The organism is Mesorhizobium sp. C372A, from assembly GCF_030323245.1.
Taxonomy (GTDB): domain Bacteria; phylum Pseudomonadota; class Alphaproteobacteria; order Rhizobiales; family Rhizobiaceae; genus Mesorhizobium.
On record NZ_CP100475.1, the window covers coordinates 5029096 to 5049780 of the forward strand.

The 20685-nt window shown below is 63.9% G+C and carries 19 protein-coding genes and 1 pseudogene; 14 read left to right on the forward strand and 6 right to left on the reverse strand.

Annotated elements, in window-relative coordinates; translation table 11 throughout:
* Window positions 1-207: 207 nt before the first annotated feature.
* Entirely contained in the window at window positions 208-1107 is a 900-nt protein-coding gene (locus tag NLY42_RS24135; protein WP_023693291.1) for a LysR family transcriptional regulator, read from the reverse strand.
* 91 nt (window positions 1108-1198) lie between these two features.
* Between NLY42_RS24135 and NLY42_RS24140 the strand changes: the two genes are divergently transcribed.
* The gene (locus NLY42_RS24140) at window positions 1199-2071 is read left to right on the forward strand and encodes an aldo/keto reductase family oxidoreductase (protein ID WP_023753605.1); all 873 of its coding nucleotides are present in this window, start codon (window positions 1199-1201) and stop codon (window positions 2069-2071) included.
* A gap of 200 nt (window positions 2072-2271) precedes the next feature.
* Here the strand turns inward: NLY42_RS24140 and NLY42_RS24145 are convergent.
* Window positions 2272-2491, reverse strand: a pseudogene (locus NLY42_RS24145) (glycerophosphodiester phosphodiesterase family protein); the annotation flags it as partial.
* A gap of 98 nt (window positions 2492-2589) precedes the next feature.
* On the opposite strand from NLY42_RS24145, the gene speB reads away from it, so the two are divergent.
* The 3 genes from speB to NLY42_RS24160 all read left to right on the forward strand — a co-directional run bounded on the left by speB (window position 2590) and on the right by NLY42_RS24160 (window position 5448).
* On the forward strand, window positions 2590-3591 hold the full coding sequence (speB, locus tag NLY42_RS24150) for an agmatinase (protein ID WP_023669405.1): 1002 nt from the start codon (window positions 2590-2592) through the stop codon (window positions 3589-3591).
* Between the two features lie 29 nt (window positions 3592-3620).
* Window positions 3621-4547 (forward strand): N-acetyl-gamma-glutamyl-phosphate reductase, encoded by a 927-nt coding sequence (gene argC / locus NLY42_RS24155; protein WP_023700521.1) that lies wholly within the window; start codon window positions 3621-3623, stop codon window positions 4545-4547.
* A gap of 61 nt (window positions 4548-4608) precedes the next feature.
* Window positions 4609-5448: an aminoglycoside phosphotransferase family protein gene (locus NLY42_RS24160; RefSeq protein ID WP_023739331.1), complete on the forward strand. Its 840-nt coding sequence runs from the start codon at window positions 4609-4611 to the stop codon at window positions 5446-5448.
* Between the two features lie 53 nt (window positions 5449-5501).
* Here NLY42_RS24160 and NLY42_RS24165 read toward each other — a convergent pair whose 3' ends face one another.
* Window positions 5502-6626, reverse strand: a complete 1125-nt coding sequence (locus NLY42_RS24165; protein WP_023697425.1) for a COX15/CtaA family protein — start codon at window positions 6624-6626, stop codon at window positions 5502-5504.
* A gap of 151 nt (window positions 6627-6777) precedes the next feature.
* Between NLY42_RS24165 and NLY42_RS24170 the strand changes: the two genes are divergently transcribed.
* A complete protein-coding gene (locus tag NLY42_RS24170) occupies window positions 6778-6993 on the forward strand; it encodes a DUF2842 domain-containing protein (protein ID WP_023669401.1) in 216 nt (71 codons plus the stop codon).
* A gap of 15 nt (window positions 6994-7008) precedes the next feature.
* Here the strand turns inward: NLY42_RS24170 and NLY42_RS24175 are convergent, their stop codons facing one another.
* A complete protein-coding gene (locus NLY42_RS24175; protein WP_023753606.1) occupies window positions 7009-8067 on the reverse strand; it encodes a polysaccharide deacetylase family protein in 1059 nt (352 codons plus the stop codon).
* A gap of 91 nt (window positions 8068-8158) precedes the next feature.
* Between NLY42_RS24175 and NLY42_RS24180 the strand changes: the two genes are divergently transcribed.
* Window positions 8159-9388 (forward strand): GNAT family N-acetyltransferase, encoded by a 1230-nt coding sequence (locus tag NLY42_RS24180; protein ID WP_023753607.1) that lies wholly within the window; start codon window positions 8159-8161, stop codon window positions 9386-9388.
* A 3-nt stretch (window positions 9389-9391) separates the two neighbouring features.
* On the opposite strand, the gene NLY42_RS24185 is transcribed toward NLY42_RS24180, so the two are convergent.
* Window positions 9392-10102 carry a GntR family transcriptional regulator gene (locus tag NLY42_RS24185; RefSeq protein ID WP_023697427.1) on the reverse strand — a complete coding sequence of 237 codons (711 nt, stop codon included), beginning with the start codon at window positions 10100-10102 and terminating at the stop codon, window positions 9392-9394.
* 264 nt (window positions 10103-10366) lie between these two features.
* On the opposite strand from NLY42_RS24185, the gene NLY42_RS24190 reads away from it, so the two are divergent.
* The 6 genes from NLY42_RS24190 (at window position 10367) to NLY42_RS24215 (ending at window position 16351) form a co-directional block, all read left to right on the forward strand.
* Window positions 10367-11467 carry an ABC transporter ATP-binding protein gene (locus NLY42_RS24190; protein ID WP_023689478.1) on the forward strand — a complete coding sequence of 367 codons (1101 nt, stop codon included), beginning with the start codon at window positions 10367-10369 and terminating at the stop codon, window positions 11465-11467.
* A 34-nt stretch (window positions 11468-11501) separates the two neighbouring features.
* A complete protein-coding gene (locus NLY42_RS24195) occupies window positions 11502-12791 on the forward strand; it encodes an ABC transporter substrate-binding protein (protein WP_023682324.1) in 1290 nt (429 codons plus the stop codon).
* A 237-nt stretch (window positions 12792-13028) separates the two neighbouring features.
* On the forward strand, window positions 13029-13940 hold the full coding sequence (locus NLY42_RS24200; protein ID WP_023697429.1) for an ABC transporter permease: 912 nt from the start codon (window positions 13029-13031) through the stop codon (window positions 13938-13940).
* A 1-nt stretch (window position 13941) separates the two neighbouring features.
* Window positions 13942-14760: an ABC transporter permease gene (locus NLY42_RS24205; RefSeq protein WP_023669394.1), complete on the forward strand. Its 819-nt coding sequence runs from the start codon at window positions 13942-13944 to the stop codon at window positions 14758-14760.
* A gap of 2 nt (window positions 14761-14762) precedes the next feature.
* Window positions 14763-15509 (forward strand): aspartate/glutamate racemase family protein, encoded by a 747-nt coding sequence (locus NLY42_RS24210; protein WP_023748834.1) that lies wholly within the window; start codon window positions 14763-14765, stop codon window positions 15507-15509.
* A gap of 5 nt (window positions 15510-15514) precedes the next feature.
* Window positions 15515-16351: a GNAT family N-acetyltransferase gene (locus NLY42_RS24215; RefSeq protein ID WP_023705048.1), complete on the forward strand. Its 837-nt coding sequence runs from the start codon at window positions 15515-15517 to the stop codon at window positions 16349-16351.
* Window positions 16352-16449: 98 nt separating this feature from the next.
* On the opposite strand, the gene NLY42_RS24220 is transcribed toward NLY42_RS24215, so the two are convergent.
* Complete coding sequence (locus tag NLY42_RS24220) at window positions 16450-18675, reverse strand: GumC family protein (RefSeq protein WP_023753608.1); 2226 nt, start codon at window positions 18673-18675, stop codon at window positions 16450-16452.
* 264 nt (window positions 18676-18939) lie between these two features.
* Between NLY42_RS24220 and NLY42_RS24225 the strand changes: the two genes are divergently transcribed.
* Together NLY42_RS24225 and NLY42_RS24230 are read left to right on the forward strand one after the other, a co-directional pair.
* The gene (locus NLY42_RS24225) at window positions 18940-19503 is read left to right on the forward strand and encodes a polysaccharide biosynthesis/export family protein (protein ID WP_023669390.1); all 564 of its coding nucleotides are present in this window, start codon (window positions 18940-18942) and stop codon (window positions 19501-19503) included.
* 7 nt (window positions 19504-19510) lie between these two features.
* The gene (locus NLY42_RS24230; RefSeq protein WP_023753609.1) at window positions 19511-20641 is read left to right on the forward strand and encodes a glycosyltransferase; all 1131 of its coding nucleotides are present in this window, start codon (window positions 19511-19513) and stop codon (window positions 20639-20641) included.
* Window positions 20642-20685 lie beyond the last annotated feature (44 nt).

The following is a 20685-nucleotide window of genomic DNA, read 5'->3' on the forward strand; positions in this document are numbered from 1 at the left end:
GGCAGTCACCCCACCCGGCGCTTCGCGCCGACCTCCCCATCGAGGGGAGGTAGGAGGTCGCGGCAGTTTTGCCGCCCGGACAATCCACGATGGTCCAGCGGCTAGCAAACCAGTTCGACCATAAAAACGCGGCACCCTACCTCCCCTCGATGGGGAGGTCGGCGCGAAGCGCCGGGTGGGGTGATGGCGCCGGCCTCGGTTCAAGTCTCAGAACTTGCCGGCCTTGATGTAATCGATAAACGCCCGTAGCGGCGCTGGAACCAGACGCCGTCCGGGATAGTACAGAAATGGTCCGGGAAAACTCTGCCACCACGGTTCGAGCACGGGCTCCAGGGCGCCGCTTTCGAAGTGAGGGCGAAGCCAGCCCTCGAAGAGAGCGACGATGCCGCTGCCGGCAATGGCCGCATGGACGGCAAGATCGCTCGCCCCGCCGATCCGCACGATCAACGGCCCCGTCGTGTCGACACGCACCACCTCGCCGTCGCGCTCGAATTCCCACGGCAGCATCGCACCGCTGGCAAAACGACCGCGCAGACAAGCATGGCCAAGCAGGTCGCTCGGGTGCTGCGGCCGCCCATGGCGCTCGAGATAGGCGGGGCTGGCGCCAGTGGCGAAGCGCTGGACGCGCGGTCCGATCGGCACCGCGATCATGTCCTGCTCCAGTCGCTCGTCATAGCGGATGCCGGCGTCGCAGCCCGCCGCCAGCACGTCGACGAAGTTCTCATCGGCGATGACCTCCAGCCGAATGCCGGGATAGGCGGCGAGGAAGCCCGGAACGATGTCGGGCAATATCAGCCGCGCGGCGCTGACCGGGACGTTGAGGCGCAGCGAACCAGCCGGCCTGTCGCGAAAGCCATTGACCACGTCGAGGGCCGCCTCCACCTCCGACAGCGCCGGGCCAAGCCGTCCGAGCAGGCTGAGACCTGCGTCGGTCGGAACGACGCTGCGTGTCGTGCGGTTGAACAGCCTGACGCCGAGCTGCGTCTCCAGGCGGCGCACCGCTTCGCTCAGGCCCGACGCGCTGCCGCCGCCGGCGCGAGCCCCTTCGCGAAAGCCGCCGGCACGCGCCACCGTCACGAAAGCGTTCAGATCGCCAAGGTCCATCATTGTTCGCCATTCCGCACAAGCTGTAGGGATTGTACCTTATTATCCCGAGGTTGAGCAGCGTCTATCTTCGCCTCCTCAAAGGAGACCGACCATGTCCACCATCCAAAAATCCGGCACATTCACCCTCGGCAGCCACACCGTGAAACGGCTCGGCTACGGCGCCATGCAACTTGCCGGCCCGCACGTTTTCGGTCCGCCGAAGAATCATGACGCGGCCATTGCAGTGCTGCGCGAAGCGGTGGCCTCCGGGGTCAACCACATCGACACCAGCGACTATTATGGCCCGCATGTCACCAACCAGCTGATCCGCGAAGCGCTGGCGCCCTATCCGCAAGACCTCGTCATCGTCACAAAGATCGGGGCGCGGCGCGGCAGCGACGGCTCATGGCTGCCTGCCTATTCCGCCAAGGGACTTGAGCAGGCCGTGCACGATAATCTCAGGAATCTCGGTCTTGAGGTGCTGGATGTCGTCAATCTGCGCATCATGTTCGGGGTGATGGGTCCCGCCGAGGGCTCGATCGAGCCGCAGTTGACCGCGCTTGCCGAACTGCAGCGCAAGGGTCTGGTGCGCCATATCGGCCTGAGCAACGTCACCCCAGCGCAGGTCGAGGAAGGCCGTGGGATCGCCGAGATCGTCTGCGTGCAGAACCAGTACAATCTGGCGCATCGCGACGACGACGGGTTGATCGATGAACTGGCGCGCGCCGGTATCGCCTACACGCCGTTCTTCCCGCTCGGCGGTTTCAGCCCGCTGCAGTCGTCGACCTTGTCGGATGTGGCCGCGCGGCTCGGCGCCACACCCTTGCAGGTTGCGCTCGCCTGGCTGCTGCGCCGCTCGCCGAACATCCTGCTGATCCCGGGGACGTCGTCGATCGGGCATTTGAGAGAGAACCTGGCGGCGGCGGAACTGGAGCTGTCGGCCGATGTGCTAAGGGAATTGGATGGGGTGGCGAAAGCGGCGTGAAGATTTTGCGGGCGGCGCTGTCACCCCACCCGCGCCTTCGGCGCGACCTCCCCATCGAGGGGAGGTAGGAGGTCGCGGCAGCCTTGCATGCCTCGCAATCGCTACGACTGTCGGAATCTAAAGCGCCAACGCCCTACCTCCCCTCGATGGGGAGGTCGGCGCGCAGCGCCGGGTGGGGTGATGGCGCCGACGTACGATTACTAATTGATACTCGCCGTATTCGCGGCTCGGCCGGCTTCGCCTCATCCACATAAGGCACCCTAAACCCGTTGGCCCCCAGCCAGCCAATGGCAGCCTTCGGTTCGTCGGTCTGGATGATGGTGGCGCCGCGTTCGGCCCAGAAACCGTGGTCTCGGCCGGCATGCCGGCCTGCACCGCCAGTTCATCGCCGCAGCCGCCGGAGAGGAAGCCGCCGGGCCTTGCACCTTGGCGATACAAGTCCTTCGCCAAGCTGTGACTGGCATCTTGCGTGCCGGTTCTGTAGTTGTGGCAGCCCGATGAACAAAGAAGGACCCGTAATGGCGAACCAGACCATCGACAACGCGTTCACCGCCCGCTCCAAGACGGGGCCTTCCTTCGAGCCGACCTATGCCGGCGCGCTCTCGTTCATGCGGCGCAAATACACCAAGGATGCAAAGGGCGCGGACGCCGTCGTGTGGGGCATTCCGTTCGATGCCGCCGTCACCAACCGGCCGGGCGCGCGCTTCGGGCCGCAGGCGATCCGCCGCGCCTCGGCGATCCTCGACAACGACCCGCAATATCCGTTCTCGCGCGACCTGTTCGAGCATCTCGCCGTCATCGACTATGGCGATTGCCTGCTCGATTCGGGCAATCACCAGAAGACACCAGGCACGATCGAGCGCGAGGCGGCGAAGATCCTGAAATCGGGTGCCTTCCTGTTGTCGCTCGGCGGCGACCATTTCGTCACCTGGCCGCTGCTCAAGGCGCATGCCGCCATCCATGGGCCGCTGGCGCTGGTGCAGTTCGACGCGCATCAGGACACCTGGCCTGACGATGGCAAGCGCATCGACCACGGTTCGTTCGTCGGGCGCGCCGTCAATGAGGGCATCATCGATCCTGATCGTTCGATCCAGATCGGCATCCGCACGCATGCCCCCGATACGTTCGGCATCAAGATCCTTTACGGTCACGAGATCGAGGAGATGCGGGCTTCCGACATCGCCTATGCGATCGTCGACCGCACCGGCGGCAGGAAGACCTATCTCACCTTCGACATCGACTGCCTCGACCCGGCCTTTGCGCCCGGCACCGGCACGCCGGTTGCCGGCGGACCGTCCTCGGCGAAAATCCTGTCGACGCTGCGCCAGCTCGGCCAAGTCGATATTGTCGGCGCCGACGTCGTCGAGGTTGCGCCGGCCTATGATCACGCCGATATAACGGCGATCGCCGGCTCGATGGTGGCCATGCACTATCTCGGCCTGGTGGCCGAGCGAAAAGCGCGGGCGGAAGAGCTGAACAGCGGCAACCATGGCGCGGCAAACCATGGCCAGGGCATATAGGCCTGAATTAGCAGGGAATTGACGGGCACATGAAACCGAAAATCTTCATCGATGGCGAACACGGCACCACCGGCCTGCAGATCCGGGCGCTGCTGGCCGAGCGCGGCGACCTCGAGATCATCTCGATCCCGGCCGAGCGCCGCAAGGAAACGGCGGCGCGCGCCGAGTTCCTCAATGCAGCCGATGTCGCCATCCTGTGCCTGCCGGATGCGGCTGCCAAGGAAAGCGTATCGCTGATTGCCAACGACACCACCAAGGTGATCGACGCCTCCACGGCGCATCGCGTAGCCGAGGGCTGGGAATATGGCTTTGCCGAGATGGAAAAGGGCCAGGCCAAGATCATCGCCAATGCAAAACGCGTCGCCAATCCCGGCTGCTGGCCGCAAGGACCGATCGCGACACTGCGGCCGCTGGTCGCCGCCGGCCTGCTGCCGGCGGATTTCCCGATCACCGTCAATGGCATTTCGGGCTATTCGGGCGGCGGCCGGCCGATGATCGAGGACTATGTCGCCAAGGGCGAGGATGCCTCTGAATTCCAGGTCTATGGGCTGACCCTGCAGCACAAGCATGTGCCGGAGCTGCGCACCTATGCGAAGCTGTCGCACGATCCGATCATGCAGCCGGCGGTCGGCAATTTCGCCCAAGGCATGATCACAGTGGTGCCGCTGCAGCTCGGCGGGCTCGACCATGTGCCGGTCGGCGCCGAACTGCACGCGGCAATCGCCGACCATTTTGCCGCCATCAAGGGCGGCGTGGTCGAGGTAGCTCCTTACGAGCACGTGGAGCGCCTGCCCGAGATCAATCCCGAGGTCTATAACGGCACCAACCGCATGAAGGTCTATGTCTTTGCCAATGACGACAGGGCGCAGGCGCTGCTGATTGCGGTCTATGACAATCTCGGAAAGGGCGCCTCGGGTGCTGCCGTTCAGAACATGGATCTGATGCTCGGCCTTTAATTCAGTTGGAGAGAGCATGTTGCCCGAAAACCGCTTAACACTTTTCGGCATCACGCTCTGAATGGACGCGCCTGCATTTCCAAAGCGCTGGAAGATCAGCGCGCCCGAGCTCATTGCGGAGACGTTTTCGAGCCGCATCTGGAAGGTGCGGCGTGAGGACGGCTCGCCGGCCATCGTCAAGGCGCTCAAACCATTCGACGATGTCGAGGACGAGTTGCGCGGCGAGCACTATCTCGCATGGCGGCGCGGCGAAGGCGCGGTGCGGCTGCTTGGCCGGGACGGCCACCGCATGCTGCTCGAATATGCCGGCGACACCCTGCTTTCCGACGTTCTGGCCAAAGAAGGCGACAACGCCGCGACCGCAATCGCGGCCGAGTTGATGGGGAGACTGTTCTCGCCCACAAGACACCCTGCCCCGCCGGACCTGCAGCCGCTGCGGACACGGTTTGCCAGCCTGTTCAAAAAGGCCGGAGCCGATCGCGACGCCGGAGAGCACAGCCTCTATATCGAGGCCGCCGAAATCGCGGACCGGCTGCTCGATGCCCCGCATGCGGTCAAGCCGCTGCATGGCGACCTGCATCACGACAACATTTTGCACGGTGCGCGCGGCTGGCTGGCGATCGACCCGAAGGGCGTGGTCGGCGATCCCGGCTTCGACGCCGCCAATCTGTTCTACAACCCACTGGGGCGCGACGACCTCTGCCTCGATCCCGAGCGCATCGCGCATATGGCCGAGATCTTCGCCAGGACACTCGGCCAGACGCCGGCTGCCATTCTCGACCATGCCATCGCCTATGGCTGCCTGTCGGCCGCATGGCATCATGAGGACGAGAATGCGGTCGACGAGAACCGCGAGCTGTCGGTTGCGGGAGTGATCCGAAAGGTGCGGCTCAGCTTCTGACCGGCGCAGCCTCGCGCGTTAGACGTAGCGAGGCAGTTCGTTCGCGAAATAGATTATTGCGACGGCCAAGACACCGTAGACGATGTACCTGCGTTCATGGGCGGCCGCGTTGGCAGTGGATAGGCGCCTTTGGTGCCGCGCCAGTGGGCGGCGGCAAATCCCAGCAGGACAAGCGCGAAGGCCTGATGGGTCAGCGCCATGTGCAGCGGCACCTGCATCAGCAGCGTGCCGATGCCGATCGAGGCCTGGACCAGCACCAGCAGAAACAGCAGCGTCGCGCGGCGTGCGTGTGTCGTGCCTGGTAAACGCCGGCGTGTCGCGATCATGTGCCAGAGCGCGACGGCAAAGACCGTGTAGGCGCCCAGTCGGTGGACGAACTGCACCGTCTTCGGGTTCTCGAACAAGTTGCGCCAGGCCGGCTCGAGCAGAAGCAAATCTGACGGGATCACCTTGCCGTCCATCAGCGGCCAGGTGTTGTAGCTCAGGCCGGCGTCGAGCCCTGCGACCAGGCCGCCGAGATAGATCTGGATCAGCGCCAGCAGCACGATGAAGCCGGCCAGCCTTTGTGTCGGCCGGTCGGCGGCAGGCTCCGAATGCGGCGCCAGCCCGCGCGCGACCACCATGGTGGCAGTGAAGATCAGGGCGGCAAGCGTCAAATGCGTGGCCAGCCGGTACTGGCTGACGGAGACGCGGTCGACCAGGCCGGAGGCCACCATCCACCAGCCGATGGCGCCTTGCAGGCCACCAAGCAGCAGAATACCGACCAGCTTTGGCCCAAGGCCGCGCTCGATGCGGCGCGTCGCCCACAAGACCAGCAACGGCAGGCCGAAGACCAGGCCGACACTGCGCGCCAGGATACGGTGCGCCCACTCCCACCAGAAGATCGACTTGAAGGCATCGAGGCTCATGCCCTTGTTGAGCTCGGCATATTGCGGAATCTTCTGGTAGAGCTGGAATTCCTCCTGCCACTCCGCGTCATTGAGCGGCGGTATCACACCGTGGATCGGCTTCCACTCGGTAATCGACAGGCCGGAATTGGTGAGCCTGGTGGCGCCGCCAACCAGCACCAGCGCAAACAGCACCAGAAGCACGACATAAAGCCAGCCGCGCAGCAGAGCCCGGTTTTGCAGATCGCGATCGCGGTCAATGTAAGGCGCGGCGGCTGATATGGCGGCCATGGGCTGGTCCCGGCAGGTTGACGTGGCGGATTGGTGAACCATCGCAACCCGGCTGACAAGACCGGACGGCGCGGCACGCCGTCGCGCCGCAAGTCACGGGTTGCACGCGCCCCCGGTTGGGCCTAAGCGGAGGCGATCAACGAGAACGCTCATGCCCATCCGCCTGAAAAAGCTGATCGGAACCTTCCTGCTGGTGGCGCTTGTCATCATCTATGCGCTGGTCGCGTCGATCATAGCGGTCGCGCAGCTGTCGCAATCCAGCCCGCTGGTGCATTTCCTGTTTTTCCTGTTCAGCGGCCTGTTCTGGGTGCTGCCTGCGATGGGCATCATCAAATGGCTGATCCTGGAGCCGCCGCCGAAAGGCTGAAGCGCCCGACCCAGGTTAGATGGTGACGACCATTTTGCCGGCATTGGCCAGCGGCGTCGTCACGCCCGACAACATGGTGCGGATATGGGCGACACTCTGGTAGCGGCCGTTGACCGAAATGCGCGGCAGCGCGTGCAGGAAGCCGGCGTGCTCGGCGTGCAGCACGCCGTGGCGAGTGGTCACCGCCGAGGCGTAGCCGGCGTCGCGGGCAAAGCCCACTTCGCGGCAGCCGACAGCGCTGGCGTAACCATAGGGGTAAGCGAGATGACGTGGGTCTTCGCCGAGCTGCGCCTGCAGCTGGCGCCTGACGTCGACGATTTCATGGCGCGCATCGGCTTCGTCGAGCCGCTTCAGATTGCGGTGGTTGACCGTATGCGCGCCGATCGTCACCAGCCTGTGCCCGGCCACGGCGCGGATATCGTCCCAGGTCATTAGCGTGCTTGGGCGCAAGCCATCGAGGTCGATGCCGTTCGAGCGCGCCAGATCGCGCAGCACGGCGCGCTGATCCTCCTCGCGCACCTCGAGCGTCAGATAGGCATGCAGACGCGCATTGGCGTGGAGTTTCTTGCCGTGGGTCGAGCAGTCGATGGTCACCGGCCCCTTCGGCATCGCCAGCGTCAAACGCTCCCGCGCGTTGACGATATCCTCGACCACGTCCCACCATAAATCGGCGCTGCCGTCGATCAGACCCGGCGCGACATAGATGGTGATCGGCGCGTCGTGCTTTTCCAGCACTGGCAGCGCTTCGGTCATGTTGTCGCGATAGGCGTCGTCGGCGGTGATGGTGGCGAACTGGCCGTCCTTGCCGCCGGCCTTGATGCGCTCGATCGCCTCGTCGAGGGTGACGAAGGCATAGCCCCTCGCCTTCATGTCGGCGACGAGAGCGTCGAGAAATCGCGGGGCGATGTTGAGGTGGCGGTTGACGCCGTCCGGCTTCTCCGGCGTGGCGGTGACCCGATGCAACATGAGGATTGCGCCAATGCCGCCGACGAACGGCTTGGCCAGCGGTGCAAGGCCGGTAAAGCGGGCGATATTAAGCGCCAGTTTCCGAACTGCCTCACCACCGTCGATCATTCATTCACCTTTTGCGCCTAGGCTCGATCCAAGCACGGAACGCGCCGACGCGAACTCCTGATCGCGACGAATACGCCTTAAGGATTGAGGTATGGTTGACGCCACCGCGTCATTTGACGGCAATCGGCTCGCCGCAAGCAAGGCGTCTGCGCGCACGCCGGATGCCGACCAGACCAGTCTGTCGGTGTCGATCGCAGATGCTGCCGCGCTCGCCTCTTACGGCGAATTCTGCCGTTCGGCGCTGTTTGCGCCGGCGCAAAGCGCGGCCTGGGTTCGTGCCTGGACGGCGCAGGCCAATCCCGATGCCGTCATTGCCACGCTGACAATCGAGGACAGGCCGGTCTTTGCACTGGCACTGGAAATCACGCGAACTGGTCCATTCCGCGTCGCCCGCTTCATGGGCGGGCGCCATGCCAACGGCAATTTCGCCGCCGCCGATCCGGCATGGCTGGCAAAGGCCGATGCCGGGGGGATCCGCAGGCTGGTGACGGCGATCGGCAAGGCGCGTCCCGACATCGATCTCGTTGCCTTGGAAAGGCTTCTGCCCGACCTCGATGGCGTTGCCAATCCGCTGGCGGCGTTCTCCAACTTTCCGAGCCCAAACCTGTCGCTCGCCGTCAATCTCGACGGTGGTTTCGATGCGCTGCTGTCGCGTGTGGGCGGCAAGCGCAAGCGCAAGAAGCACCGTTCGCAGACACGCAAGTTCGAGGCGGTCGGCGTTCATCGCCGCATCGAGGCGCAGACACCCGAAGACGTGAACCGGCTGCTCGACGCTTTCTTCGAGATGAAGGAGTTCCGCTTCGCCAAGATGGGCATCGCCAATGTCTTCGGCGAGCCGGAGGTGCGGGCTTTCTTCCGTGCCCTCTTCGCCGGCGCGCTGGCCGAGGAGAAACCGGCCTTTGTGCTGCATGGGCTCGAAGTGGCCGGCAAGCTGCGCGCAATCACCGGCTCGAGCCGCTCGGGCAAACGCCTGATCTGCGAATTCGGCGCCATCGCCGAGGACGATCTCGGCCACACCAGCCCCGGCGATTTCCTTTTCTTCGACATCATCGAGGAAGCCTGCCAAACAGGCTTCGATGTCTATGATTTCTCGGTCGGCGACGAGCCCTACAAGCGGCTCTGGTGCGATATCGAGACCCAGCATTTCGAGGTGCTGGCGCCCCTGACGCTGAAGGGACGCGCCCTGGCGTCGGCGCTGCGGCAGGGCGCACGGGCGAAAGCCTTCATCAAGAACAACCCGACGGTCTGGAAGCTGACCAAGATGCTGCGCCGCAAGGCCGCCGGACAGGCAGCGCCCGCTCCCACGGACGACGAAAACTAGCGTTCAGAAATTCAGCGCTTCGCGGAGCGCCGGGCCGGCCCTGACCCGCAGGTCGAGATCCGCCTCGATGTGGTCGATATGGTGCAGCATCAGCCGGCTCACCAACCCGCAATCGCCGCTTTCCAGCGCGCCGACCATTTCCGTGTGCTCACTGTGTCCGCAGGCCGACACGCCGGATCGTCCGTAAAGGGCGATCACCAGCGACGAACGCGCCACCAGCTCCTCCATGAAGCGCTGCAGGATGGCATTGCCGGCGACGGAGGCGAGCAGCAGGTGGAAATCGCCTGATGCCTTGATTTCGGAGCGCCGCGCGGTTGGGCCGCGCTCGGCGATGAAGCGGCCTTCCTCGTCGAGCTGCGCGCGGAACGCAGCGATATCGGTGGCTGTGACCCGCCCGCAGGCGGCAATGGCGATGCCCGGCTCGATCAGCCGGCGCGATGCGAACACCTGGCGCGCTTCCTCGGGCGTAGGGTTGGCGACGAAGGCGCCACGGTTGCGCTCGGTACGCACCAGCCCCTCGAAGGACAGCATCTGCAGCGCCGCGCGCGCGACCGTGCGCGAGACGTCGAACAGCGTGCCGACCTCGCCTTCCGACAGCTTGGTGCCGGGCGTCAGCCGACGGTCAACGATGGCGTCCCGCAGATTGTCGCGAATCGCCTGGGCGCGATCCTGGTTGGCGCTGTCGGCGGAATGGATCTGATCGGCAATGTTCATGGCGATGATGGTTCCCAGCCTCTTTCTAGCGCAACTCGTCGCCTGCGCACGAGAGGCAAAGTGGACACGAAGCCAAAAAAGATTGCATACGATTCTTGCGCGGATCGCGCACAATCGCCCATAATTTGTGCAATGCACAAGATAGCCCACCGGCTAGGCAGTGGGCACGAATTCCGATTTTGCTGATGATTCAAACGCTTGGCCGAATCTCGCCGATTGGCACGCATAATGCATTGGTTGACGCGACCAAACGGGGAAGCCTGAATGTCCAAAGCCGCCGAGATCGACATCGTCTCCGTTTCGAAAGTGTACGGAACGACGACTGCCGTCGAGGCCATCAGCCTGAAGATACCGGCAGGCACCTATTGCTGCCTGCTTGGCCCCTCCGGCTGCGGCAAGACCTCGACGCTGCGCATGATCGCCGGCCACGAAAGCATTTCGTCGGGCGATGTCCGCCTCGGCAACATCGTCGTCACCGACTTGCCGCCGGCAAAGCGTGGCACGGCGATGATGTTCCAGTCCTATGCGCTGTTTCCGCATCTCGACCTTGTCGACAATGTCGCCTTCAGCCTGAAGATGAAGGGCGTCGACAAGGAGCAGCGCCGTGCCAAGGCGCTCGACATGCTCAAGCTGATGCAGATGGAGGCCTATGCGACGCGCCGGCCGGCGCAGCTTTCCGGCGGCCAGCAGCAGCGTGTTGCACTCGCCCGCGCTCTGATCACCGATCCCGAGGCGCTGCTGCTCGACGAGCCGCTGTCGGCACTCGACCCGTTCCTGAAGATACGCATGCGCGCCGAGCTGAAGAAATTGCAGACCTCGCTTGGCATCACTTTCGTCCACGTCACCCACAGCCAGGAAGAGGCCATGGCCTTGGCGGACCTGATCGTGGTGATGAATGACGGCCGCATCGAACAGGCGGCGCCGCCGCGAGATGTGTTCGAAAGGCCGGCCACCGCCTTCGTCGCGCGCTTCATGGGTGACCACAATGTCATCTCCGGCCGGGTTACCGGCGCGCGCGACGGCATGGTCGTCTTCGACGTCAATGGTGGCGCCTCGCTCGCCGCCCGCGGGCAAGGCCGGGAGGCGGGCCAGGAGGTGGGCACGCCGATCGACATCGCCATCCGCACCGACCATGTGCGCATCGGCGAAGCACCCTCTCCCGGCCTCGGCTTCACCGGCATCGTCTCCAACATCGAATATCGCGGCGCCACGGTGAAGCTGTCGGTCACCGGCGGCGGCATCGACGATTTCACCGTTATCATCGACGATTCCGACTTCTTCGCCAAACCCGTCGCCCTTGGCGACGCCGTACCGCTCGCCTGGGATTCCGAGGACGCCATCGTCCTCGGCCGCCTTCATTCATGAATTCAACGAAGCAAAACAAAACAGGGGAATAGGAATGACAAAAACAGTAGAAACAAAGACCGGAATTTCGCGACGTTCGTTGCTCAAGACAGGTGCGGCCGCCGTCGGCCTCGCCGCAGGCTCGGGCGCCATTACAGGCTTCCCGACCATCTGGGCGCAGTCCAACATCACGCTGCGCCAGTTCGGCACCGGCGTTTCGAACCTGAACGCGATCGCCGACAAGTGCAAGGCCGACCTCGGCATCACGCTGGAAATGACGGCGACCGATTCCGACGCGGCCGCCCAGCGCGCCGTGACCCAGCCCGACAGCTATGACATCGCCGACATCGAATACTGGATCTGCAAGAAGGTGTTCCCGAGCGGCGTGCTGCAGCCGATGGATGTCAGTAAGCTGAAATACTACGACGAGCTGGTGCCGTTGTTCAAAACCGGCAAGCTGACGCCCGACAGCATCATTGCCCAGGGCACCGCGCCGCACACGGTCGGCTATGTCGAAGCGCAGGACTCAAAGACCTTCGCCAAGGCGCCGACCAAGTGGTTCACCATGGTGCCGACGATCTACAACGCCGATACGCTGGGCATCCGGCCCGACCTCGTCGGCCGCGACATCACCACCTGGGCCGACATCATGGATCCGGCCTTCAAGGGCAAGACCGCGATCCTTAACATCCCGTCCATCGGTATCATGGATGCGGCCATGATCATGGAGGCCACAGGCAGCATCAAATATGCCGACAAGGGCAACATGACCAAGGAAGAGATCGACAAGACGATCGACTTCCTCATCAAGGCCAAGCAGGCCGGCCAGTTCCGCGCCTTCTGGAAGTCGTTCGACGAGAGCGTCAACCTGATGGCATCGGGCGAAGTGGTCATCCAGTCTATGTGGTCGCCGGCCGTCGCTGCCGTGCGCTCCAAAGGCATCGCATGCCGCTTCCAGCCGCTCAAGGAGGGCTATCGCTCATGGGGCGGCGGCCTTGGCCTTGCCGCCCATCTCAAGGGCGCCGAGCTCGACGCCGCCTACGAATACATCAACTGGTATACGTCGGGCTGGGTCGGCGGCTATCTCAACCGCCAGGGCTACTATTCCGCCAATATGGTCTCGGCCAAGAAGTTCATGTCCGAGGACGAATGGGGCTACTGGATCGAAGGCAAGCCGGCCAAGGGCGAGATCAAGGCGCCGGACGGCACCGTCATGGAAAAGGCCGGCGCCGTGCGCGACGGCGGCTCGTTCGAAGAGCGTATGGGCAAGGTCGCCTGCTGGAACTCGGTCATGGACGAGGACCGCTACATGGTGAAGCGCTGGAACGAATTCATCGCGGCGTAGAGCGGACGCGTTCACTGTGATGTTGCGATCCTTCGCGCCCCCCTCTGTCCTGCCGGACATCTCCCCCACTTGGGGGGAGATTGGCAGCGTCATGGCCGGCTCTTCGTTAGCAACGTTGGAGTTTGGCGAAGGCCGTTATGAGAGTTCGATCTCCCCGCTCGTGGGGGAGATGTCCGGCAGGACAGAGGGGGGCGCGAAGGATCGCAAGTCATCGCGATCACGCGGAGGATTTTCCCAATGACAGTCGCGCTCGAACGCCCCGCCATCGCAGCAGCCAAGCCCGCCAGACGCCGCCGCGTCTCCCTTGGCGCCGTCACGCCCTATTTGCAATCGGCGCCGCTGGCGCTCATCCTCGGTGCGTTCCTGCTCTTGCCAATCATCATGATCGTCGTCGTCTCCTTCTGGGATTATGACTTCGCCGCCATGTATCCGGATTTCCTGACGACGAACTATTCCGACGTGCTGGGATCATGGGTCACCTGGAAGACCTATCTCAACACCATCAAATTCGCTGCCATCGTCTGGGCTCTGACCTTGTTCATCGGCTTCTGGGTCGCCTATTTCCTCGCCTTCCATATCCGCACCACCGCCATGCAGATGGTGCTGTTCCTTGTCTGCACGGTGCCGTTCCTGACCTCCAACATCATCCGCATGATCTCGTGGATCCCGGTGCTTGGCCGCAACGGGTTGATCAACTCGACGCTGGTGCAGTTGGGGCTGGTGCCAAAACCCATCGAATGGCTGCTCTATTCGGAATTCGCCGTGGTGCTGGCCATGGTGCATCTCTACACGCTGTTCATGGTAACGCCGATCTTCAACACGTTGATGCGCATCGACCGCTCGCTGGTCGAGGCCGCGCGCGATGCCGGCGCGTCCGGCTGGCAGGTCTTGTGGAACGTCGTCATCCCGCTGGCCAAGCCCGGCATGGCGATCGGCACCATCTTCGTCGTCACGCTGGTGATGGCCGATTTCTCCACTGTGCAGGTGATGTCGGGCGGCCAGAGCGCGTCGGTCGCACTGATGATGAAGAACCAGATGTCGCTGCTGCAGTATCCCGCAGCCGCCGCCAATGCCGTAGTGTTGCTGGTGTTGGTACTGTTGATGGTCGCGGGCATCCTGCGCATCGTCGACATCCGCAAGGAGCTTTGAGGTGAGCCACGAAAAACGCACCCTCGAATTCTATGTGCTTGCGGTCTTCTTCACTCTGTTCGTGCTGTTCCTCTACGGCCCGCTGTCGGCGATCCTGATCCTTTCTTTCCAAGGCGAGACCGGCGGCCTCACCTTCCCGCTCAATGGCGTGTCGCTGCACTGGTTCGCCAATCTGTTCGAGCGCCAGGCGGTCGGCGATTTCGGCGGCAGCTTCAAGCGCTCGCTCGTGCTCGGCCTTATGGTGATGATCGTCACCGTCGTCGTGTCGCTGCTGGCAGGGCTCGCTTTCCGGCAAAAATTTCGTGGCGCCACCGCTTTGTTCTACCTGGCGGTCGCCAGCCTCGTAGTACCCTCGATCATCATTTCGCTCGGCATCGGCGTCGTCTTCCAGCAGGTCGGCTTCCGCCCGGCCTGGTACACATCGGCCTTCGGCGCGCACCTGACCTGGACCTTGCCCTTCGGCGTGCTCATCATGTTCGCCGTCTTCAACCGCTTCTCGCCCGCCTATGAGGAAGCCGCGCGTGACCTGGGCGCCAACTCCTGGCAGACCTTCGCCCATGTCGTGCTGCCGATGATCGCGCCGAGCCTGATCGGCGTCGGCCTGTTCGGCTTCACGCTGTCCTATGACGAGTTCGCCCGCACGCTGATGACGTCGGGCACCTTCAACACGCTGCCGCTCGAGATCTACGGCATGACCACCAATGTCACGACGCCGGTGCTCTACGCGCTGGGCACGGTGACCACCGTGTTCTCCTTCCTGGTGATCCTGGCCACACTGGGCGCCATCCTCTATGTTGGCCGCAGGCGGGCCAGGGTTTGATTGTGCAGATACTGGTGGTGAACCCCAACACGACGGCGAGCATGACCGAGACGATCGCGGCGGCGGCGCGCGGCGTTGCCGGCGCCGGGACCGAGGTGATCGCGGTCACCTCCTCGATGGGCCCGGCCTCGATCGAGGGCTATTATGACGAGGCATTGGCCGTGCCCGGCCTTTTGATGGAGATCGCCGCCGGCGAACGTGCCGGGGCTCAGGCCGCCATCATCGCCTGCTTCGACGATACCGGCCTGGATGCGGCACGCGCCATGGCCTCCATTCCGGTCATCGGCATCTGCGAGGCCGCACTCAGTGTCGCCTCCTACATTGCCCAGCGCTTCACAGTGGTGACGACCACCGAACGCTCGCGTGTCCCTGTCGAGGGGCTGGTGCAGCGCTATGGCATGGCCGGGCGTACCCGCGTGCGCGCCGCCGACATTCCCGTACTCTCGCTTGAAGACGCTGCTTCCGGCGCTGTCGAGAAACTGCGCGCCGAGATCGCCCGCGCCATAGCGGAAGACCGCGCCGAGGCCATCGTGCTCGGCTGCGCCGGCATGGCCGACCTGGCACACCGGTTGCAGCAAGAGTTCGACCTGCCCGTCATCGACGGCGTCGGCGCCGCCCTCAAACAGGCCGAGGCGCTGATCGCATTGGGCCTGTCGACCTCGAAGCGCGGCTCCTATGCCAGTCCGCTGGCCAAGCCCTATCGCGGCGTGCTGAAATCCTTCTCGCCGGGGGTGGTCGCCGCGGAGTGAACGCTATGAAGCCTACCGTCCGCGCATTGTCTCCGCCGGAACTGACCGTTCTCATCGACTGGGCGGCGGCTGAAGGCTGGAACCCTGGCCTTGACGATGCCGCCGCGTTCCGGCCAACCGATCCTGAAGGGTTCATCGGCGCTTTTGTCGACAACGAGATGACCGCCGCCATCTCGGCTGTCGCCTATGGCGGCAACTTCGGTTTCATCGGTCTCTACATCTGCCGACCAGACATGCGCGGCAAAGGCCATGGCAAAGCAGTCTGGAATGCGGGCATGGCCAGGCTGGCCGGCCGAACGGTCGGCCTCGACGGGGTCGCCGCGCAGCTGGCGAATTATCGCCGCACGGGATTCAGCTCGGCGTACGAAACCATCCGCTTCAGCGGCCGTATCGCGACCCCGCCCGTCCGAAGCGAAGGGGTGCGCATGATAACCACGCAACTCGTGCCCGACATCATCGTCTATGACGCCCGCTGTTTCCCCGCGCCTCGACGAGCCTTCCTGCACCGCTGGGCGCAGCCGCCGCATTGCGGGTTCGCCGCGATCAGTTCACTCGGCACCATAGGCTACGCCGTGGCTCGTCCCTGCCGTTCGGGTTACAAGATCGGCCCGCTGTTTGCCGACGACACCGAGACGGCGATGCAGCTCATGGGCAGTCTGGCTGCCGCATGCGAAGGTGGCGACCTGCATATCGACGTTCCTGCCGAAAATTTCGATTTCACCAAGGCGCTTGCAGCGATTGGTTTCAGGCCGACCTTCACCACCACGCGCATGTACAAGGGCCCGCCTCCGAAGGTCGACTCGCGCCGAATATTTGGCGTGACGACCCTGGAGTTGGGGTAGATCCCGGCGCCGGCTGACAGGCTTGGTTTTTCGGGAGCCGGCGGGCGATGGACGAGCCGATCCGTAGTAGCGCCGCCTAAGTCGAATTGTCTGATGTCTCAGGCGGCGCTACGTCGTCCCGGCACGGGGTTACCCGGCGTCTCGTGGCCGATCGGCGTCACCAGAGTGAGGTCGGGATAGCCGCTTTCGATCAGCTCGACGGCGGCCTGCGCCACCTCATCGTCCGCCTGCAGCATGGACATGAAGACCTCGGTGCTGTCGCCGACCAGTCGGCTGATGCCTTGCGCATCGGCCGGTCCGCATTCGACGATGACCAGATCATAGGCGGTGGTCAGCGACTGCATGATGATTGGCAGCCGGTCGGCGGCGCGCATGGCGCGAACCGGATCGGCGGTGCCGACGGGAACGACATGGCAGTCGGAATAGAGGTCAGCGTGAATGACGTCGCTGAACTGCGCTTCCGAAGCCAGCAGATTGGTGATGCCGGGGAAAAGTCCGCTGTCCAGCATCGGCCGCGAGGCGGCACCTGACGCCGTGAGATCGAGCAGCAGCACGCGCAGGCCGGCGTCGGAGACTTCGCGCGCTACCAGCACTGCCGAGGCGGCGGCCTCATCGCCTTCGGGCGAGACGAAGATGGCGCGCGCAGCACCGCTGGCGATCAGCTTTTCCGCCGCCTTCTCGACATCGATCTCGCCAAGGCTGGAGCGTACCCGCTCGGGTTCGGATTGCGGTTCTGGATCGGCAGCCGCTGCTCCTTCCAGCACTGAAGGAGCCGGCTCCTGCTCCGGCTCGGGCGCCAGTTCAGACTCCATGGCCGTCCGCTGATCGACCACCTCCTCGGCCACGACTGCGGCCGGTTCCGGGTCGACGACCGGCGCCGACATTGCCGGCATCGCAACCTGTTCGATGCGGTCCAAGCGGGCGCCGGGCGCCGGGCGCATGGCGCGGCCGGAAAACAGCTCCTGCAGAAGCGTGATGACCGACATCAGCAGCAGCGAGCCGACGAAGGCAGCGCCGACGATCGGCACGAGCTTGGGGAAATAGGGTTCCGACGGCACGCGCGCCTCGGAAAACACGCTGGCATCGACCGGCAGGTAATTCTTGCGCGAGGACACTTCGCGGAAGCTCGCCATATAGGATTCAAGCTGCTGGCGCCGGACGTTCGCCTCACGCTGCAGCGCATCCAGCTGGACCTGCTCCTCGCCGGCGCGCGACGACGCCGCTTTCAGCTTGTTGACGTCCGATATCAGCTGGTTTTCGCGCGCCTGGGCGGTCTGCGCCTGCGTCAGCAACCCGCGCATGATCTTTTGCGCCTCGTTGCGGATCTGACCGTCAAGATCGGCTAGCTGCGACCTCATCGCCCGCAGGCGCGGATGGTTGTCGAGCAAGGTGGTGGAAAGATCGGCGATGTTGGTTCTGAGCTCGATCTGACGCTCACGCAGCCGCTGGATCAGATCGGAAGACAGCACTTCGGGTACAGCGTCCAGCGAACCGCCATTCTGCAAAGCCTGGCGCACCCTTTCGGCCGTCGCCTCGGCCGAAGCGCGGCTGGCGCGCACACGCGACAGTTCGGTCGATAGCTCGGACAATTGCTGTGTCGCCAGCACCGAATTGTTGCCGCCCATCAACAGGTCCGACTGGGCGGAACGGAAGGCCGCGACCTTGGCCTCTGCATCCCTGACCTGCTTCTGCAGATCGTCGATTTCCGGCCCGAGGAAGGCGGTCGCGGCGGCGTTCGACTTGGTCTTGGCGTCCGCCTGATAGGCCAGGTAGGCCTTGGCGATGGCGTTCGGAATGTCAGCGGCAAGCTGGGGATCTTCAGAGGAAAATTCGACGGCGATGACGCGGGTCTTTTCCACGCCATAAACATTGAGCTTGTCGCGCATCTTCGTCAGCACGCGCTCTTCGAGCGGAATTTCTTCCGGATCGCTCTTCAGCCCGGCAATGACCAGGAGCCGGGTGACCGGCGACATGCCGAGCGCATAGTTGAACTCGGGCTTGTCGCCCAGCTTAAGGTCGGCAGCCACCTGCTTGAGAATGTCGGACGAGGAAATGACCTGAACCTCGGTTGCTACACCTTCCGCATCGAGCACAGGTTTGTCGTCTTCATTGGTGCCGGCAGGCCGCGTATAGGCCGATTCGCTCAACTGGATTTTCAGCTGCGTCGTGGCCTTATAATGCGGCGTGGCAAGCCACGCGAACGCGAAGGCGAGACCAGTGACGAGAAGCGTGATCACAAGAATGCGCAGCCAGTTCCGCGCCAGGCTGGCGAAGAGCTGTCTCAGGTCGACATCGACATCTGCGGCCGCGGACTGGTCGGACATGCATTCCTGCTCCGGACATGAGGCTAGATGGTAGCGTAAACAACTATGGTAACTCAGCCGTTAAGATCGCGGTAAGCAGCTGTTAGGGTTTGCTGACATCCGGTAAACAAAGCCAGCAAAACTATACGGCTTTTTGTCGATTGCCGCCAAATCGGCCGCGTCCCTTTACCGGCCATTAACCCTAACAGGATGATAACGAACCCAGATCCTTAAGGTTTGCCGCCGTGTCCTGGCGGCCATAGCGACGAAGGTGTGTGTCCGATCATGAAAAGCGCTGCTGGTCTGTTTCGCGCTCTGCTGGCCGTGTCGATGCTCGCCGGCTGCTCCAGCTACCGGCCGACGCCGGCGGCCTTCCACGAGGTACTCGACCAGCCCTATCGGCTCGGCGCCGGCGACCGTGTCCGCGTCACCGTGTTCGAACAGGACGGTCTGACCAACACCTACAGTGTCGATCAGTCCGGCTACATGTCCTTCCCGCTGGTCGGCGCGGTGCCGGCGCGCGGCCACACGGCCCAGCAGCTGGAAAAAGCGCTCGCCGACAAACTGCGCCAAGGCTATCTGCGCGACCCCGACGTGTCGGTCGAGATCGATCGCTACCGGCCGATCTTCGTCATGGGCGAAGTGGGCGCCGCCGGCCAGTATTCCTACGTGCCGGGCCTCACCGTGCAGAAGGCCATCGCGATTGCCGGCGGTTTCTCGCCGCGCGCCAACCAGGAAAGCGTCGACATCACCCGCGACATCAACGGCAAGGTGATGACAGGCCGGGTGGTTACCTCCGATCCGCTGCTGCCGGGCGACACGGTCTACGTTCGCGAACGCCTGTTCTGACATCAACGTGGCGGACCAGCTCAGGATCGTCCACTGCTTTCGCTCACCCGTCGGCGGGATCTTCCGGCATGTGCGCGACCTGACGGAGGCCCAGCTCGCCGCCGGACATGTTGTCGGCATCGTCTGCGATTCGACCACCGGCGGCGAATACGAGGAACGCCTGTTCGACCAGATGAAGGACAGCCTGGCGCTCGGCATCCATCGCACGCCGATGCAGCGCCATGTCGGGCCGGGCGACTTCGCCTCGGCCTGGCGTACCTATCGAATCATCAAGGAATTGCGGCCGGACGTGTTGCACGGGCACGGCGCCAAAGGTGGCGCCTATGCCCGTCTGTTCGGCTCATTGTTGCGGGTATCTAGGTCTCGCGTAGCCCGCCTCTATTCGCCGCATGGCGGCTCCCTCCACTATGACGAAACGACGACGACCGGGAAGCTGTTCTTCGCGCTCGAGCGCTTCATGGCGCGCTTCACCGACTGCCTGCTGTTCGTCTCCGACTATGAGCGGCGCACCTATCGCAGGAAGGTCGGCGAACCGCCTATCCCGAACACGCTGGTCTATAACGGCCTGCGCGCCGCCGAGTTCGAACCGGTGGTCGCACAGCCCGACGCAGCCGACCTGCTCTACATCGGCATGATGCGCGACCTCAAAGGGCCTGACATTTTCATCGAGGCGCTGGTGCTGGCCGGGTCCCAGCTTGAGCGCCGCTTGACCGCGGTCATGGTCGGCGATGGCGACGACCTGCCGCGCTACCATGCGCAGGTGAAACGGCTGGGCCTCGAAAAACAGGTCCGCTTCTTGCCGCCTATGCCAGCCAGGGAGGCATTTTCGCTGGCCGATCTGGTCGTCGTCCCCTCCCGCGCGGAAGCCATGCCCTATATCGTTCTGGAGACGCTAGCGGCCGGCAGGCCGATGATCGCCACGGCCGTCGGCGGCATTCCCGAAATCTTCGGTGAGGGATCCCCTGCCCTGATCCGTCCCGATCCGCGCCAACTCGGCGACAAGGTGGGTGAAGCGCTGCGCGATCTCGACGCCTACCGGCGCGTCATGCCCGATACGGCCAGCCTCAAGGCGCGATTCGGCGCCGATGTGATGGCCGCCGAAATCGAAAAGGCCTATTTCGCCGCGCTTAACAGATAGACGACCCTCCAAAACCACAAGTTGTCTCAAGGTTTTTTTAGCTC

Coding starts and splice junctions, on each gene's coding strand:
- NLY42_RS24180 (WP_023753607.1), top strand. CDS start 8,159: ATGGTTGACGCCACCGCGTCATTTGACGGCAATCGGCTCGCCGCAAGC.
- NLY42_RS24225 (WP_023669390.1), top strand. CDS start 18,940: ATGAAAAGCGCTGCTGGTCTGTTTCGCGCTCTGCTGGCCGTGTCGATG.
- NLY42_RS24215 (WP_023705048.1), top strand. CDS start 15,515: ATGAAGCCTACCGTCCGCGCATTGTCTCCGCCGGAACTGACCGTTCTC.
- NLY42_RS24185 (WP_023697427.1), bottom strand. CDS start 10,102: ATGAACATTGCCGATCAGATCCATTCCGCCGACAGCGCCAACCAGGAT.
- NLY42_RS24175 (WP_023753606.1), bottom strand. CDS start 8,067: ATGATCGACGGTGGTGAGGCAGTTCGGAAACTGGCGCTTAATATCGCC.
- NLY42_RS24190 (WP_023689478.1), top strand. CDS start 10,367: ATGTCCAAAGCCGCCGAGATCGACATCGTCTCCGTTTCGAAAGTGTAC.
- NLY42_RS24160 (WP_023739331.1), top strand. CDS start 4,609: ATGGACGCGCCTGCATTTCCAAAGCGCTGGAAGATCAGCGCGCCCGAG.
- NLY42_RS24140 (WP_023753605.1), top strand. CDS start 1,199: ATGTCCACCATCCAAAAATCCGGCACATTCACCCTCGGCAGCCACACC.
- NLY42_RS24220 (WP_023753608.1), bottom strand. CDS start 18,675: ATGTCCGACCAGTCCGCGGCCGCAGATGTCGATGTCGACCTGAGACAG.
- NLY42_RS24165 (WP_023697425.1), bottom strand. CDS start 6,626: ATGGCCGCCATATCAGCCGCCGCGCCTTACATTGACCGCGATCGCGAT.
- NLY42_RS24200 (WP_023697429.1), top strand. CDS start 13,029: ATGACAGTCGCGCTCGAACGCCCCGCCATCGCAGCAGCCAAGCCCGCC.
- argC (WP_023700521.1), top strand. CDS start 3,621: ATGAAACCGAAAATCTTCATCGATGGCGAACACGGCACCACCGGCCTG.
- NLY42_RS24135 (WP_023693291.1), bottom strand. CDS start 1,107: ATGATGGACCTTGGCGATCTGAACGCTTTCGTGACGGTGGCGCGTGCC.
- NLY42_RS24170 (WP_023669401.1), top strand. CDS start 6,778: ATGCCCATCCGCCTGAAAAAGCTGATCGGAACCTTCCTGCTGGTGGCG.
- NLY42_RS24195 (WP_023682324.1), top strand. CDS start 11,502: ATGACAAAAACAGTAGAAACAAAGACCGGAATTTCGCGACGTTCGTTG.
- speB (WP_023669405.1), top strand. CDS start 2,590: ATGGCGAACCAGACCATCGACAACGCGTTCACCGCCCGCTCCAAGACG.